Origin of the sequence: Mycobacterium sp. PO1 (genome assembly GCF_017312405.1) — a bacterium.
Classification (GTDB): domain Bacteria; phylum Actinomycetota; class Actinomycetes; order Mycobacteriales; family Mycobacteriaceae; genus Mycobacterium.
The window spans coordinates 117,683-133,044 of the sequence record NZ_BLTG01000018.1 but is presented as its reverse complement, the minus strand read 5'-3'; the positions used below and the strand labels follow the sequence as shown (position 1 = coordinate 133,044).

At 69.8% G+C, this 15,362-nt stretch carries 18 protein-coding genes and 1 tRNA gene; 13 read left to right on the top strand and 6 right to left on the bottom strand.

Annotated elements, in window-relative coordinates; translation table 11 throughout:
* Positions 1–6: 6 nt before the first annotated feature.
* From J3476_RS08355 to J3476_RS08345, 3 genes are read left to right on the top strand one after another with little or no spacing between them, the layout of a single operon-like run.
* Positions 7–789, top strand: coding sequence for an alpha/beta fold hydrolase (locus J3476_RS08355; protein WP_207066019.1), 783 nt, complete (start codon positions 7–9; stop codon positions 787–789).
* Between the two features lie 2 nt (positions 790–791).
* Positions 792–2,435 carry a 2-succinyl-5-enolpyruvyl-6-hydroxy-3-cyclohexene-1-carboxylic-acid synthase gene (gene menD / locus J3476_RS08350; protein ID WP_207066018.1) on the top strand — a complete coding sequence of 548 codons (1,644 nt, stop codon included), beginning with the start codon at positions 792–794 and terminating at the stop codon, positions 2,433–2,435.
* Complete coding sequence (locus J3476_RS08345) at positions 2,432–2,947, top strand: DUF3592 domain-containing protein (RefSeq protein ID WP_207066017.1); 516 nt, start codon at positions 2,432–2,434, stop codon at positions 2,945–2,947. The genes menD and J3476_RS08345 overlap by 4 nt, the downstream gene beginning before the upstream one ends.
* Position 2,948: 1 nt before the next feature.
* Here the strand turns inward: J3476_RS08345 and J3476_RS08340 are convergent, their stop codons facing one another.
* Positions 2,949–3,650 carry a thioredoxin domain-containing protein gene (locus tag J3476_RS08340; protein WP_207066016.1) on the bottom strand — a complete coding sequence of 234 codons (702 nt, stop codon included), beginning with the start codon at positions 3,648–3,650 and terminating at the stop codon, positions 2,949–2,951.
* Between the two features lie 125 nt (positions 3,651–3,775).
* On the opposite strand from J3476_RS08340, the gene J3476_RS08335 reads away from it, so the two are divergent.
* Entirely contained in the window at positions 3,776–4,903 is a 1,128-nt protein-coding gene (locus tag J3476_RS08335) for a glycosyltransferase family 1 protein (RefSeq protein ID WP_207066015.1), read from the top strand.
* A 2-nt stretch (positions 4,904–4,905) separates the two neighbouring features.
* On the opposite strand, the gene J3476_RS08330 is transcribed toward J3476_RS08335, so the two are convergent.
* Positions 4,906–5,730, bottom strand: a complete 825-nt coding sequence (locus J3476_RS08330; RefSeq protein ID WP_207066014.1) for an SDR family oxidoreductase — start codon at positions 5,728–5,730, stop codon at positions 4,906–4,908.
* An 87-nt stretch (positions 5,731–5,817) separates the two neighbouring features.
* On the opposite strand from J3476_RS08330, the gene J3476_RS08325 reads away from it, so the two are divergent.
* Entirely contained in the window at positions 5,818–6,504 is a 687-nt protein-coding gene (locus tag J3476_RS08325; protein ID WP_207066079.1) for a demethylmenaquinone methyltransferase, read from the top strand.
* A 174-nt stretch (positions 6,505–6,678) separates the two neighbouring features.
* Positions 6,679–7,737 carry an alpha/beta hydrolase fold domain-containing protein gene (locus tag J3476_RS08320; RefSeq protein WP_207066013.1) on the top strand — a complete coding sequence of 353 codons (1,059 nt, stop codon included), beginning with the start codon at positions 6,679–6,681 and terminating at the stop codon, positions 7,735–7,737.
* Between the two features lie 118 nt (positions 7,738–7,855).
* On the opposite strand, the gene J3476_RS08315 is transcribed toward J3476_RS08320, so the two are convergent.
* Both J3476_RS08315 and menJ read right to left on the bottom strand, forming a co-directional pair.
* A complete protein-coding gene (locus J3476_RS08315) occupies positions 7,856–8,278 on the bottom strand; it encodes a GAF domain-containing protein (protein WP_207066012.1) in 423 nt (140 codons plus the stop codon).
* Entirely contained in the window at positions 8,275–9,531 is a 1,257-nt protein-coding gene (gene menJ / locus J3476_RS08310; RefSeq protein ID WP_207066011.1) for a menaquinone reductase, read from the bottom strand. Before menJ ends, J3476_RS08315 begins: the two co-directional genes overlap by 4 nt.
* Positions 9,532–9,552: 21 nt before the next feature.
* On the opposite strand from menJ, the gene grcC1 reads away from it, so the two are divergent.
* From grcC1 to J3476_RS08290, 4 genes are all read left to right on the top strand, one after another.
* Complete coding sequence (gene grcC1, locus J3476_RS08305) at positions 9,553–10,560, top strand: nonaprenyl/(2E,6E)-farnesyl/geranylgeranyl diphosphat synthase (RefSeq protein WP_207066010.1); 1,008 nt, start codon at positions 9,553–9,555, stop codon at positions 10,558–10,560.
* A 92-nt stretch (positions 10,561–10,652) separates the two neighbouring features.
* Positions 10,653–11,543: a zinc metalloprotease HtpX gene (htpX, locus tag J3476_RS08300; protein WP_152515467.1), complete on the top strand. Its 891-nt coding sequence runs from the start codon at positions 10,653–10,655 to the stop codon at positions 11,541–11,543.
* A gap of 66 nt (positions 11,544–11,609) precedes the next feature.
* Positions 11,610–12,077: a hypothetical protein gene (locus J3476_RS08295; RefSeq protein WP_207066009.1), complete on the top strand. Its 468-nt coding sequence runs from the start codon at positions 11,610–11,612 to the stop codon at positions 12,075–12,077.
* A gap of 36 nt (positions 12,078–12,113) precedes the next feature.
* A complete protein-coding gene (locus J3476_RS08290; protein WP_207066008.1) occupies positions 12,114–12,641 on the top strand; it encodes a hypothetical protein in 528 nt (175 codons plus the stop codon).
* An 83-nt stretch (positions 12,642–12,724) separates the two neighbouring features.
* Here J3476_RS08290 and J3476_RS08285 read toward each other — a convergent pair whose 3' ends face one another.
* Entirely contained in the window at positions 12,725–13,750 is a 1,026-nt protein-coding gene (locus tag J3476_RS08285) for an NAD(P)H-dependent glycerol-3-phosphate dehydrogenase (protein WP_163672985.1), read from the bottom strand.
* A gap of 124 nt (positions 13,751–13,874) precedes the next feature.
* On the opposite strand from J3476_RS08285, the gene J3476_RS08280 reads away from it, so the two are divergent.
* Both J3476_RS08280 and J3476_RS08275 read left to right on the top strand, forming a co-directional pair.
* Complete coding sequence (locus J3476_RS08280; RefSeq protein ID WP_207066007.1) at positions 13,875–14,132, top strand: ribbon-helix-helix domain-containing protein; 258 nt, start codon at positions 13,875–13,877, stop codon at positions 14,130–14,132.
* Positions 14,119–14,550 (top strand): type II toxin-antitoxin system VapC family toxin, encoded by a 432-nt coding sequence (locus J3476_RS08275; protein ID WP_207066006.1) that lies wholly within the window; start codon positions 14,119–14,121, stop codon positions 14,548–14,550. Before J3476_RS08280 ends, J3476_RS08275 begins: the two co-directional genes overlap by 14 nt.
* A gap of 6 nt (positions 14,551–14,556) precedes the next feature.
* On the opposite strand, the gene J3476_RS08270 is transcribed toward J3476_RS08275, so the two are convergent.
* Complete coding sequence (locus J3476_RS08270; protein WP_152515473.1) at positions 14,557–15,048, bottom strand: YajQ family cyclic di-GMP-binding protein; 492 nt, start codon at positions 15,046–15,048, stop codon at positions 14,557–14,559.
* A 177-nt stretch (positions 15,049–15,225) separates the two neighbouring features.
* On the opposite strand from J3476_RS08270, the gene J3476_RS08265 reads away from it, so the two are divergent.
* Positions 15,226–15,308: transfer RNA gene (locus tag J3476_RS08265), tRNA-Tyr, on the top strand.
* Positions 15,309–15,362 lie beyond the last annotated feature (54 nt).

Below are 15,362 nucleotides of genomic sequence, written 5' to 3'. Positions count from 1 at the left end.
GACGGCGTGAATTTGGCCTATGACGACCGCGGCTCCGGCCCGGCGGTCCTGTTCATCGCAGGCCGCGGCGGGGCCGGGCGAACCTGGCATCTGCACCAGGTACCGGTGTTCACCCGCGCGGGTTACCGGTGTGTGACGTTCGACAACCGCGGCATCGGCGCCACCGAGAACGCCGATGGGTTCACCACCGAGACGATGGTCGCCGACACCGTCGCACTGATCGAGCAACTCGGGCTGGCGCCGGTGCGTCTGGTTGGGGTGTCGATGGGCTCCTACATCGCCCAGGAGCTGATGGTGGCCCGCCCGGAACTGGTCCACTCGGCGGTACTGATGGCCACCCGGGGCCGCCACGACCGCGCCCGCGAGTTCTTCTGGTCCGGCGAGCTGGCGATGGCCCGCTCCGGCGTGCAGCTGCCCGTCGAGTACGAGGCCAAACTGCGCCTGCTGGAGAGCTTTTCGCCGAAGACGCTGAACGACGACAATACGGTGCGGGACTGGATCGACATGTTCACGATGTGGCCGCAGAAGCCCACGCCGGGGATACACACCCAGCTGTCGATCGCCCCGCAGAGCAGCCGGCTGCCCGTCTACCAGAACGTCACGACCCCGGCGCTGGTGATCGGGTTCGCCGACGACATCGTGCTGCCCGCCCACCTGGGGCGGGAGGTCGCCAACGCGCTGCCCAACGGCAGATTCCTCGAGATCCCCGACGCCGGCCACCTCGGGTTCATCGAGAAGCCCCAGGTCGTCAACACCGCGATCCTCGAATTCTTCGCCGATACCCTGTAGGGGTGAACCCCTCGACGACACAGGCCCGCGTAGTCGTCGACGAACTGATCCGCGGCGGCGTCCGCGACGTCGTGTTGTGCCCCGGGTCGCGCAACGCGCCGCTGGCCTTCGCGCTGCACGACGCCGACCGCGCCGGACGCCTGCGGTTGCACGTGCGCATCGACGAACGCACGGCGGGCTTCCTCGCCATCGGCCTGGCCCAGGGCGGCGGGGCGAACCAGGCCCCGGTGTGTGTGGCGATGACCTCGGGTACCGCGGTGGCCAACCTGGGCCCGGCGGTCGTGGAGGCCAACTACGCACGGGTTCCGCTGGTCGTGCTCAGCGCCAACCGGCCCTACGAACTGCTCGGCACCGGCGCCAACCAGACCTTCGAGCAGCTCGGCTACTTCGGCAACCAGGTGCGCGCCAACATCAGCCTGGGCCTGGCCGAGCACGCCGAGGACATGGAGTCCCTCAACGCACAGTGGCGCTCGGCGACCTGCCGGGTGCTGGTGGCCGCCACCGGCTCCCGCACCGCCAACGCCGGGCCGGTGCAGTTCGACATCCCGCTGCGCGAACCGCTGGTGCCCGACGCCAGCCCGGACGGGCCCTATGCCCCCGACGGCCGTCCGCACGGCCGCCCGTGGACCTACACCCCGCCGGTCAGCTTCGACCAGCCGCTCGACATCGACCTCGGCCCCGACACCGTCGTCATCGCGGGCCACGGCGCGGGCGCCCACCCGAACCTGGCTCACCTGCCCACCGTCGCCGAGCCCACAGCCCCGCGCGCGCAGAACCCGCTGCACCCGCTGGCGCTGCGGCTGCTGCGCCCCAAGCAGGTCATCATGGCCGGCCGGCCGACCCTGCACCGGCCGGTGTCGGCGCTGCTGGCCGATCCCTCGGTTCCGGTGTTCGCGCTGACCACCGGACCCCGGTGGCCGGACGTGTCCGGGAACTCGCAGGCCACCGGCACCCGTGCCGTCACCTCGGGGGAACCGTCGCCGGACTGGCTGCGCCGCTGCGCGGAGGTCAACCGCCACGCCGTCGACGCGGTTCGCGGACAGTTGGCCGAGCATCCCTTGACGACCGGCCTGCATGTCGCGGCGGCGGTGGCCGGCGCGGTGCGCCCCGGCGATCAGCTGGTGTTGGGGGCCTCAAACCCGGTTCGCGACCTCGCGTTGGTCGGGTTGACGACGCCGGAGGTGCGGGTGCGCTCCAACCGTGGGGTGGCGGGCATCGACGGCACCGTGTCCACGGCGATCGGCGCGGCGCTGGCCTACGAGGCGGCCCACGGTGGCCGCACGGTCGCGCTGCTCGGTGACCTGACCTTCGTGCACGACAGCTCGGGCCTGCTGATCGGGCCGACCGAACCCACGCCGCGCGCCCTGACCATCGTGGTGTCCAACGACAACGGCGGCGGCATCTTCGAGCTGCTCGAACAGGGTGACCCGCGGTTCTCCGACGTCTCGTCGCGGATCTTCGGCACCCCGCACGACGTCGACGTCGGCGCGCTGTGCCGCGCCTACCACGTCGACAGCCGCCAGATCGAGATCGGCGAGTTGGCCGGCGCGCTCGACGAGCCGCAGGACGGCATGCGGGTGCTGGAGGTGAAGGCCGACAGGTCCTCGCTGCGCGCCCTGCACGCCGCGATCAAGGCGAGTCTGTGAAACAGCTGCTCGAGCGGCTGCGGCCGGTGTGGGAGGTGGTGCGCCCGCACCTGCACGGCGAACCGGGGGAGACCCGGGCCGGGCGCATGCTGCGGCGCATCCGCATCGGAATCGTGGTGGCGGCGTGCCTGGTGACGCTGCAGTCGGTGCTGCTGGTGCTGGGTGCCTGGCGCAACGACCGCCAGATCGAACGCAACATGGGGGTGGCCGAGGCCACCGTGCTCGACGCCGGCGATCGCCGCTCGACGATCGAGTTCGTCACCCCTGACCGCATCACCTACCGGCCGGAACTGGGGGTGCTGTACCCCTCGAAGCTCGACGACGGGATGCGGATCTACGTCGAGTACGACGTCAACGACCCCGACCTGGTCCGGGTCCGCGACCGCAACGCCGCGCTGGCGATCATTCCCGCCGGCTCGATCGCGGTGGTCGGCTGGCTCGTCGCCGGCGCCGCGCTGGGTGTGACGACGCTGGTGGAACGCCGGCTCGACCGGCGCGCGAGCACCGTGTGACTCAGGAGTGCACGAGTTCGGCGAGCCAGTCCTCGGCGTGGATGTCGACCTTCTCCTGGCTTTCCAGGTCGTAGACGGTCGGGGTGCCGGTCTGCACCGGGTCGACGTCGACGAGGTAGACGAAGTTGGTGTCGTTCATCTCGGCGATGTCGACCGCGGACCGGTCACGCGCCAGCTGGTCGGCCACGGCTTCGGGCACGCCGGCTGATACCGCCATCTCGCGCAGTTCGTCGCCGCTGAAGGGGGCGCCACCGGGGTCCTGGTTGAGGTAGAGCTCCTCGACGAAACGCTGAAACTGGGTGCCGTCGGCCGGGGAACGGCCGCTGTCGCCGGACGGGCCGAAGGGACCGGCGGCCGCGAACATCGCGTTGGCGACCGTGGCTGAATAGCCGTCGCCTCCGTCGTCGAGGAACGTCAACGGCCGGTAGGTGACCTGCAGGTCACCGACGGTGATGTGGTAGGCGAGCTGGTCACCGAAATCCAATTGCAGGTCGCGGCAGTGGGTGCACTGCGGTTCGGTGAAGATCTCGATGTGGGCGGGCGCGTCGTCGAATCCGGCCATGATGCCTGTCCCGTCCTCGGTGACCGAGAGCGGTGTCGGGGTGAGGTCGGGCCGCGCGACACCGGGGAGTTCTCTGCTGCATCCGACGGCGCCCAGCAGTCCGACGAGGCTGACCAGCAGCGCTGCGGTGGAAGTGCGCATGAAGTGAGGGTATCCGCCCGGGCGGACCCACGACGTTGCTGCGCGAAGAACAGAATGGTCGGCAATTCGTGTGACATACCCCTGTCGGCAACCTCTGGGACAGGTGGCGATGTCACCGTTCGGGTGTGCGCGTTGCCATCGTCGCGGAATCGTTCCTCCCGAACGTCAACGGTGTCACCAATTCCGTGCTTCGGGTGATCGAGCATCTGCGCCGCACCGGCCACGAGGTCCTCGTCATCGCCCCGGACACCCCGCGCGGCGAACCCGCCGCCGACCGGGTGCACGACGGGGTGCGGGTGCACCGGGTGCCGTCGAAGATGTTCCCCAAGGTCACGTCGCTGCCGCTGGGCGTGCCCCGGCCGCGCATGGTCGGTGTGCTGCGCGGTTTCGAACCCGACGTCGTGCACCTCGCGTCGCCGGCGCTGCTCGGGTGGGGCGGGGTGCATGCCGCTCGCTATCTCGGCATCCCGACCGTCGCGGTGTTCCAGACCGATGTGGCCGGATTCGCCGAGAGCTACGGCATCGGCATGCTGTCGCGGGCCTCCTGGGCGTGGACCCGGCGCCTGCACAGCAAGGCCGACCGCACGCTGGCCCCGTCCACGTCGGCGATGGAGAACCTGGCCGCCCACCGCATCCCCCGGGTCCACAAGTGGGGCCGCGGTGTCGACATCACCGGCTTCGCGCCGTCGGCCCGCGACGAGCAGTTGCACCGGCACTGGTCGCCTGACGGCCGACCGGTCGTCGGGTTCGTCGGGCGCCTCGCCCCCGAGAAGCATGTGGAGCGCCTGGCGGGGCTGGCCGGCCGTGACGACGTCCAGGTGGTCGTCGTCGGCGACGGTGTGGACCGGACCAAGCTGCAGACGCTGATGCCCTCGGCGGTGTTCACCGGTGCGCTCTACGGCGCCGAGCTCGCGACCGCCTACGCCAGCATGGACGTCTTCGTCCATCCCGGTGAGCACGAGACGTTCTGCCAGGCGGTGCAGGAGGCGATGGCCTCCGGACTGCCGGTGATCGCCCCGGACGCCGGTGGCCCCCGCGACCTCGTCACCCCCATGCACACGGGAATGTTGTTGCCGGTCAGCGGTTTCGAGTCGAACCTGCCGCAGGCCGTGGATCATCTGCTCAGTGAGCGGCCCCGGTACTCGGTGGCCGCGCGGCGCAGTGTGCTCGGCCGGACCTGGCCGGCGGTGTGTGACCAACTCCTCGAGCACTACCTCGAGGTGATGGGCGCGCGCAGCGCCAAGGCCGCCTGAGCTCAGCCCTGGGCGAGCTCCGCCACGGGCTGCCACTTCTCCCAGGTCGCCAACCGGTTCTCGTAGTCGGCTCGGGCCAGCTGAAGCGGCAGCTCCCCGAAGAACACGCGTAGCGGCGGTTCGGCGGCGTCGACGACCTCGAGCACGGCGGCCGCTGATGCTTTCGGGTCACCCGGGCGTGCCGAGCGCGAGGCCCGCCACTGCTCGGAGCGCTCGTGCGCCTCGGCGTAGTCGGGCAGCGGGGTGGCGCGTTTGGCCGACGGACCGGCCCAGTCGGTGGCGAATCCGCCCGGCTCGATGAGCGTGACGTGCACGCCGAACTCGGCCACCTCCTGAGCCAATGCCTGCGAGAAGCCCTCCAGTGCCCACTTCGACGCGTGGTAGATGCCCACGTTGGGGAACGCGGTGATCCCGCCGATCGACGACACCTGCAGGATGTGGCCGCTGCGCTGGGCGCGCAGGTAGGGCAGCGCGGCCTGGGTGATCCACAGCGCCCCGAACACGTTGGTCTCGATCTGGGCCCGGGCCTCGTCCTCGGAGAGTTCCTCGACGAACCCGAACTGTCCGTAGCCGGCGTTGTTGACCACGATGTCCAGGCGCCCGAAGTGATCGTGGGCGGCCTTGACCGCCGCGAAGTCGGCGTCGCGGTCGGTGACGTCGAGCTGGATGGGCAAGAGCGCGTCGCCGTGTTCGGCGGCGAGGTCGTCGAGCGTGGCGACGTCGCGCGCGGTGGCGGCCACCTTGTCGCCGCGTTCGAGCGCCGCGATCGCCCATTCGCGGCCGAAGCCGCGCGATGTTCCCGTGATGAACCAGACTTTTCCACTCATGTCCGGTTGCAATGCGCGTTCGGGGCGGTCGCATTCCCGGTCTGCGAGGTGCACAGGTGAATGACAGGTGCTGATACGTTCGCCCTTGTGAACCGCGCGTCGCTGGACAAGGATCCCCGTGAGGTCGCCTCGATGTTCGACGGCGTCGCGCGGCGCTACGACCTGACCAACACCGTCCTCTCGGTGGGCCAGGACCGATTCTGGCGGCGGGCGACGCGCGAGGCGCTGCGAATCGGCCCGGGGGACAAGGTGCTCGACCTGGCCGCTGGGACGGCGGTGTCGACCGTGGAGCTGGCCGGCTCCGGTGCCTGGTGTGTGGCGGCGGACTTCTCGGTGGGCATGCTCGCCGCCGGCCAGGCCCGGGCGGTGCCCAAGGTGGCGGGCGACGCGACCCGGCTGCCGTTCGCCGACGAGGTGTTCGACGCGGTGACGATCAGCTTCGGGTTGCGCAACGTCGTCGACCACGAGGCCGGGCTGCGGGAGATGGCGCGGGTGACCCGCCCCGGCGGGCGGCTGGTGGTGTGTGAGTTCTCCACGCCGACCAACGGACTGTTCGCCACGGTGTACAAGGAGTACCTGATGCAGGCGCTGCCGCGTATCGCGCGCACCGTGTCGTCGAACCCGGAGGCCTATGTGTACCTGGCCGAGTCGATCCGGGCCTGGCCGGATCAGGAGCAGCTGGCCCGTCGCATCGAGGCGGCGGGTTGGACGGACGTGCGGTGGCGCAACCTGACCGGCGGCATCGTCGCCCTGCACGCCGCCACCAAACCCTGACCCCAAGTTCGGCGAGCCCCCACGTTCCGCGAGCGACCCAAGCTCGGCGAGCCCCCAAGTTCCGCGAGCGCGCGGGTCTGTACGCCGACGCGCCGCCCCAGGCCGTCATTCGGCGCGCGTTCGCGGCTGGCGAAAGCGCTCTCACCGCCCGCGGACGGCGCTACCGTCACCTTCATGCCGCACGGACGCCTCGCCGACCCTGACGCCACGCTGGGCACCGACCCACGTGCCGATCCCCGGATGGTGGAGGTCTTCCGCCGCTTCGGCCTGGACGGCCACTTTCCGTCGAGCGGGCTGACCCCCGATTCACCGGCGGAAGAGCGGCACGCGTTCGCCGCGATGAGCGAGCAGGCCATCGGCGCGATCTTCGACTCGATCGCCGAGGACCTCGGGCGCCCCGACGGCGTCACGACCACCACGACCGAGTGCACCGGCGTCGACGGCAACACCGTCACGCTGTTCGTGAGCCGGCCGGCGAATGCTGACGGTGAGCTGCCCGCGGTGGTGCATCTGCACGGCGGCGGCATGGCGATCGCTTCCGCCGCCGATGCCGCGTATGTGGGGTTGCGTGAGCACCTCGCCGCGACGGGGCTGGTGGTCGTCGGCGTCGAATTCCGTAACTCCAGCGCCAAATTGGGTGCGCACCCCTATCCGGCCGGACTCAACGACTGCGCCTCCGCTGCCAGATGGGTGGCGGCGCACCGCCGTGAACTCGGGGTGAGCCACCTCATCGTCTCAGGCGAATCCGGCGGCGGGAACCTCACATTGACATTGGCGCACAAGGCCAACCGCGAGGGGTGGATCGGCGAGGTCGCGGGCTTCTACGCCCAGTGCCCGTTCATCTCGAACCGCTGGCTCGACGCGTGCGAGGACCTGCCGTCGCTGGAGGAGAACGACGGTTACTTCATCAGCCGTGAGCAGGCGGCGCTGCTCGGCTCGCTCTACGACCCGGACGGTGCGTACGCCGACGACGCGACGTGTTGGGCAGCGGCGGCCACCGACGCTGAGCTCAGTGGCCTTCCCCCACATGTTATTTCGGTCAACGAGCTCGATCCGCTTCGCGACGAAGGCTTGCAGTACTACCGCAGACTGGTGCGCGCCGGGGTGCCCGCGGTGGGGCGCGTGGTGGCCGGCACCTGTCACGGCGGTGACCTGCTGTTCGGCGCCGCGATGCCCGAGGTGTTCGGGGCCACTCTGCGTGACGTGAGCGGCTTCGCCTACTCGCTCGGCTGATCTATACCCGCCGCTCCCGGGGCCTCCTGGTGCGTCCCTACGGCGCGAGCCCGCGTGTCCGAGCCCGACCCAACGCGCGCGGCACCGAATCCGCGCGTTCAGCGCTGCGCCGGGAAGGCTAGCGCCACAACCGTTCCGAGGTAGCGCCCACGTGGTCGTCGTGGATCTGCTGGAAGTTGCGTCCCCCACGCCCGAACGTCGCGACGACGGCAGGCGGCGCTTGCGATTCGAGGACGGGTTGTTCCCGCCACACGCACCGCCGGACGTGGACGAGGTCGACGGACTCACCGTCCGCGTCGTAGAAGTAGGGCCCGGCGAGGCGCCCCAGCCAGTAGAGCCCGTCGCCGTCGCGGGTCCACACCAGCGACCCCTCCGGTGCCGCGGCGAACCGGTCGATGCGCCGGGCGAACCGCTCGGCGGCCTGTGGGGACGGGTCGTCGCCGAACCCGCACAGCCCGTGCGTCAGCGCCCGTTCGATCGCGGGCTGCGCGTCGAGGTCATCACGCCGCGGCCGCATCGGCGCCCGGTACACGAACGTCACGTGAACGGGCGGCGGGCGTCGATGCGACCCGACAACCGGCCCGCGCCGCGCCACACCCGGGCGATCATGTCGTCGTCCTCGTCGGTGACGAAGTTGCCCATCACCCGCACCGCGAGCGTCATCAGCGCCGACGAACGCATCGCCAGCGGGCCCGTCGCGGGCAGGAACCGCGGGAAGGTCAGCAGCAGCGCCAGCCGGCGCGCGATCGAGAATCCCCGCGCATAGTGCGACTCCAACACGGCAGGCCACACCCGCGAATAGTCGCCGCTGCCGAGCAGGTCCGCAGCCAGCCGCCCGGTTTCCAGGCCGTAGTCGATACCCTCGCCGTTGAGCGGGTTCACGCACGCCGCGGCGTCGCCGATCAGCATCCAGTTCGGCCCGGCGACCCCTGAGACCGCGCCGCCCATGGGCAGCAGCGCCGACAGCCCCGCCCGCGGTTCCCCGGCAAAGCCCCATTCGTCGCGGTGCAGTCCGGCGTAGTAGCTCATCAGGGGCCGTAGCCCCGCCTCGGCGGGACGCTTCGACGTGGCGAGCGCCCCGACCCCGATGTTCACCTCACCGTTGCCCAGCGGGAAGATCCAGCCGTAGCCGGGCAGCACCTCGCCGGCCGGGGAGCGCAACTCCAGGTGCGAGGTGATCCACGGTTCGTCGCTGCGGGGCGTGGCGACGTACCCGCGGATCGCGACGCCGTAGACGGTCTCGCGGTGCCACTGCCGCCCGAGTTCGCGGCCCAGCGTCGAGCGTGCCCCGTCAGCCACGATCAGGTCCGTGCACGTCACCTCGGTGCCGTCGTCGAGCACCACCGCGGCCACCCGGTCCGACGGCCCATGATGTACGCCAACGGCTTTCGCGCCCAGACGCATGGCGGCGCCGTCCTCGGCGGCGACCTGGCGGATCCGGTCGTCGAGTTCGGTGCGCGGCACCGCGCTGCTGGTCGGCGGGAACGACGGGCCCGGCCACGCGATCTCCACGTCGGCGCCGAAGCCTGACATGCGCAGCCCGCGGTGTGCGATCTTGCCGTCCAGCCAGGAGCCGAGGCCCAGCCGCTGCAACTCGGCGACCGCGCGCGGGGTCAGCCCGTCGCCGCACGCCTTGTCGCGCGGGAACCGCGCGGAGTCGATGACCAGGACGTCACGACCGGCTCGGGCCGCCCAGGCCGCGGCCGACGAACCGGCTGGTCCGGCTCCGACGACGACCACATCAGCCGCGATTGATCCCCCGGTCGCTTCGCTCCTGCCCGCCGACGAGTCCATGGCTCCCAGTATGTTGGCAGTGTGAGGACACCGGCGACCGTGGTGGCGGGAGTGGACTTCGGGGATGCCCAGTTCGCCCAGGATGTTCGTGACGGCGTCGCCCGCATCGAGACACTGATGTCCGATGAGCTGGGCAGAGCCGACGCCCTGATGGCCGAAGCCGTGCAGCACCTGTTCCAGGCCGGCGGTAAGCGGTTCCGCCCGCTGTTCACCGTCCTGTCCGCGCAGCTGGGTCCTGAACCCGACGCCTGGCAGGTCAGCGTGGCCGGCGCGGTGATCGAACTGGTGCACCTGGCGACGCTGTACCACGACGACGTGATGGACGAGGCGCAGATGCGTCGCGGCGCGACCAGCGCCAACGCTCGCTGGGGCAACAACATCGCCATCCTGGCCGGGGACTACCTGTTCGCGACCGCGTCGCGGCTGGTCTCGCGGCTGGGCCCGGACGCCGTGCGGGTGATCGCCGACACGTTCGCGCTGCTGGTCACCGGCCAGATGCGGGAAACTCAGGGAGCGGCCGACCAGGTCGATTCGATCGAGCACTACCTCAAGGTGGTCTACGAGAAGACCGCCTGCCTGATCGCGGCGTCGGGCCGGTTCGGGGCGACGTTCTCCGGCGCCGACGACGACCAGGTCGAGCGGCTGGCGCGGCTCGGCGGCATCGTCGGCACGGCGTTCCAGATCTCCGACGACATCATCGACATCGACAGCGACGCCGACGAGTCGGGCAAGGTTCCGGGCACAGACCTTCGGGAAGGGGTGCACACGCTGCCGGTCCTGTACGCGCTGCGCGAAACGGGACCCGGCGCCGACCGGTTGCGCGCACTGCTGTCCGCACCGGTCGAGGACGACGACGACGTCGCCGAGGCCCTGGCCCTGTTGCGTTCCTCACAGGGCATCGCGATGGCCAAGGACACCGTGGCCCGCTACGCCCAGCAGGCCCGCGACGAGCTGGCGCACCTGCCGGACGGGCCGGGACGGCAGGCGCTGGCCACGCTGGTGGACTACACCATCAATCGGCACGGCTGAACCGGCGGAACCCGCGCCGCCGGTCCGGGCGTTGACTGATCGAGGACTCTGACAGGTTCGATGAGTCGGCTGCTTTGAAGGAGGCAAGCACGGTGACGTGGCATCCGCATGCCAACAGGTTCAAGACGTTCCTGTTGCTGGTGGTGTTCTCGGGTCTGATCGTCGGTGTGGGCGCCATGTTCGGGCGCAACATCATGTTCCTGGCGGTGTTGTTCGCCGTGGGCATGAACGCCTACGTCTACTTCAACAGCGACAAGCTGGCGCTTCGCGCCATGCACGCGCAGCCGGTCAGCGAGATGCAGGCGCCGGTGATGTACAAGATCGTGCGCGAGTTGGCCACCACCGCGCGCCAGCCGATGCCGCGGCTGTACATCAGCGACACCGCGGCGCCGAACGCGTTCGCCACGGGCCGCAACCCGCGCAACGCGGCGGTGTGCTGCACGACGGGCATTCTGGGTCTGCTCAACGAACGTGAGCTGCGCGCGGTGCTGGGCCACGAGCTGTCGCATGTCTACAACCGCGACATCCTGATCTCCTGTGTGGCCGGGGCGATGGCGTCGGTGATCACCGCGCTGGCCAACCTCGCGTTCTTCGCCTCGATGTTCGGCGGCAACCGCGACGGGGGAACGAATCCTTTTGCGATCCTTCTGGTTTCGTTGCTCGGTCCGATCGCCGCGACGGTCATCAAGCTGGCGGTGTCGCGGTCGCGCGAGTACCAGGCCGACCAGTCCGGCGCCGAGCTGACCGGTGACCCGCTGGCGCTGGCCAGTGCGCTGCGCAAGATCAGCGTCGGCGTCGAGCGGGCGCCGCTCCCGCCGGAGCCGCAGCTGGCCGACCAGGCGCACCTGATGATCGCCAACCCGTTCCGCGCGGGGGAGAAGATCGGCAAGTTGTTCTCCACCCACCCGCCGGTCGCCGATCGCATCGCGCGGCTGGAGGCGATGGCCGGGCCCGGAGACTATCGGAGCCCCGACCGCTACTAGCGAATTCGGCGCGAAAGTCGACACTCGAGGTGCTCTACCGCGCCCGATCCGCTTAAGGTGTGCCACGTGCTGACCAGAATGCTGTCCGGTGTCGCGGCCGTGGGTGCGTTCGGCCTCGTCGTACCCGGCCTCGCCGCCGCCCAGCCGGGCCCGCTGCCGAACATCAACGCGCTGCCCCCGGTGAACCCGGCCGAGTTCGCCGTCAACGAGGGCGCGTCGTACTCGTTCGGCGCGCCGGGCGGCGTGACGTGCGTGATGGACCGGCGTACCGGCGGCTACGGCTGCAGCGGTCCGCTGCCTGCGGCGCCGAACGGCGCGAACATGGTGTCCGGCTACGCGCAGGGCAGCCCCGGCTTCGCGGTGTCGGATCGGCCGATGTACGGCGCGATCGAGAACCCGCGTCCGCTGCCGCCGAACACGCGGATGAGTTTCCAGACGGTCAGCTGCGGCACCGACGGCGTCGTGACGTCCTGCGTGAACACCCTCGACCAGTCCGGGTTCGTGCTCAGCCCGGCGGGCAGCTTCACGTTCTGAAACACTGCTGGCCTCTTCGGCGACATCTAGTCTGTGATGGTGCTGCGCAGAATCCTGGTAGGCATGCTGGTCGCTCCGGCATGCGTGGCCGCGTTGCCCGGCCTCGCGGCGGCTCAACCGCCGCCCCCGCCTCCGCCGCCACCCCCGCCGAACGTCAATGCGTGGGCGCCGGCCAACCCGCAGGACTACGCGGTGCTCGACGGCACGGCCTATGCGTTCACCGCCGGTGCGCTGACCTGCATGCTGCAGCGTTCCGGCGGCTACGGATGCCAGGGCCCGCTACCGGGCGCGCCGCAAGGCGCCAACGTCATCAGCGGCGCGGCGGGTGGGGTGCCCGGCTTCGGCTCGACCCCGCGGCCGATCTTCGAGGGTGAGGTCGCCGCGCTGCCGCCGAACACCCGGCTGAGCTTCGGGACGGTCAGCTGCGGCACCGACGGTGCGACGACGGCGTGCGTGGACAGCCGCAACCAGGCCGGTTTCGTCGTGACTCCAGACGCATCGTGGGTCAACGCCGTCAATCCGCTACTGGTGCGGCCCGAGGGCACCAACCCGTACTTCAACTAGGGAGCCCGGCCCGAGTAGCGGTCCCCGCAACCAGGGGCTTGGAGACCTCCGGCCCGGAAACCCCCGGCTCAGGAACCAGAGGCTCAGAAACCTGAGCCGAGCACCTCGTGGCCGGGCTTCTCCACCATCAGCCCGCGGTAGGCCTGCTCGACGGTGGAGCCGTGGTTGACCACCCCGTCGACCTCGCGCGCAATGGGCATCGTGATGCCGCACTTGTCGGCGAACTCCATGATGACGCTGGATGCTTTGACGCCCTCGGCGACCTGGTTCATCGAGGAGATGATCTCGTCGATCGGCTTGCCGGCGCCGAGCTGTTCGCCGACGTGGCGGTTGCGGCTGCGCTGGCTGGTGCAGGTGACGATCAGGTCGCCCATGCCGGCCAGCCCGGCGAAGGTGTCCCGGTGACCGCCCAGCGCTTCACCCATCTTGGACATCTCGCGTACCGCGCGGGCCATCACCATCGCGCGGGTGTTCTCCCCGATGCCCAGCGAATAGCCCATGCCGACGGCGATCGCGTACACGTTCTTCAACGCGCCGGCCATCTCGACGCCGACGACGTCGTCGGTGGTGTAGGTCCGGAACCGTTTGGTGCGGAACAGCCCGCCGAGGTGCGCGGCCAGATGGGGGTCGGGCATGGCCAGCACCGCTGCAGCGGCGTAACCCTCGGCGACCTCGCGAGCGATGTTGGGCCCGGCCAGGATTCCGGCCGGGTGACCGGGCAGCACCTCGTCGACGATCTGGCTCATCCGGTAGTTGGTGCCCTGTTCGAGGCCCTTGACCAGCGACACCACCGGCACCCAGGGGCGCAGTTCACGGGCCAGCTCGGTCAGCACGTTGCGGAATCCGTGGGACGGCACCCCCATGACGATGACGTCGGCGCATTCGGCGGCTTCGGAGAAGTCGGTGGTGGCACGCAGGGTGTGCGCCAGTTCGACCTCGTCGCCGAGGTACTTCGAGTTGCGGTGGTTCTGGTTGATGTCGTCGGCGGTCTCCTGCGAGCGCACCCACTGCAGTGTCGGCCCGCGCCGGGCGCAGATGGAGGCAACGGTGGTGCCCCAGGATCCGCCCCCGAGGACGACGACTTTGGGTTCGCGCTGTGCAGGTGCCATGGCGATCAGATTAGGACTGCGGGGGCGCTACGAGGGTGGATTTCGCGGTGCCGGTGCGAGTGGGCGGGCAACGCCTGACTATCGTCGGCATCTTGATGCTCAGTCCTGATGCTAATGTGGCGATATGCGCACGACGATCCGCATCGATGACGCGCTGTACCGCGAGGTGAAGGAGCGCGCGGCCCGGTCCGGCCGCACGGTGGCGGCGGTGCTCGAGGACGCGGTGCGTCGCGGCCTCAACCCGGCCGACCGGGGTGCACGGAGCCGGTTCGCGGTGCAGGCGAGCGGCAGCGGTGGGTTGCGACCCGGCGTGGACCTTGCCTCGAATGCCGCGGTGTCGGACGTGATGGAGGAAGGGGACAGCCTCGGTGCGATGCGTTGACACCAACGTCCTCGTCTACGCGCACCGGTCCGATCTCGTCGAGCACAACGACTATCGGAAGATGCTCGAGGTCTGGGCCAACGACGATGAACCCCTTGGTGTCCCAGACGTGGTGCTGAGCGGGTTCGTGCGGATCATGACCAATCGGCGGGTTTTTCGTGAGCCCACCAGCCCCGCGGAAGCGTGGGCGGCTGTGCAGGCGCTACGCGACGCTCCTGCGGTCGTTGCTTTGCGACCGACAGAGCGTCACTGGGATTTGTTCCGGCAGCTCGCCACCGACATCGACGCGCGCGGCAACGACGTACCGGACGCTTACCTGGCGGCCTACGCCCTGGAGAACAATGCGACGTTTTACAGCGCCGATCGCGGCTTCGCCCGTTTCCGGCGTCTCACCTGGCGGCACCCTGTGGAGGAATGACCCCGCTCAGCGGTAGTTGACGAACTGCAGGGCGACGTCGAGGTCGGAGCCCTTGAGCAGCGAGATGACGGCCTGCAGGTCGTCGCGCTTCTTGGAGCTGACCCGGATCTCCTCGCCCTGGATCTGCGCCTTGACGCCCTTGGGGCCCTCGTCGCGGATGATCTTGGTGATCTTCTTGGCTTCCTCGCTGCTGATGCCCTGCTTGAGGGTGCCGGTCACCTTGAAGGTCTTGCCGCTGGCCTGCGGGTCGCCGGCGTCGAACGCCTTCATGGAGATGTCGCGGCGCACCAACTTTTCCTTGAAGACGTCGACGGCTGCTTTCACGCGCTCCTCGGTGGAGGAGACGATCTCGATGGCCTCCTCGCCCTTCCAGGCGATGCTGGTGTCGGTGCCGCGGAAGTCGAAGCGGGTGGACAGCTCCTTGGCTGCCTGGTTGAGCGCGTTGTCGACTTCCTGTCGGTCGACCTTGCTGACGACGTCGAACGATGAATCCGCCATTGGACTCGTCCCTCCCTCAGGTACTTCGTGGGCTCGATAGTTCATGGGCTCGATAGATGGTGCTTGCGTCCATCTTCACCCGTCGTGTCCGTGGGCGCGAACACCGCCCCCCACCCGCCGGTTTGTGTTGGGGGCCCACCCTCGTTGTATCTTGTAACGCGCGCTGTGCAGCATCCAGGCAGGTTGCCCGAGCGGCCAATGGGAGCGGACTGTAAATCCGTCGGCTTACGCCTACAGAGGTTCGAATCCTCTACCTGCCACCCTGATCAGGCCCCCTTTCGAGGGGGCTTGATTGCTTTGAGGGGGCGCCCCGT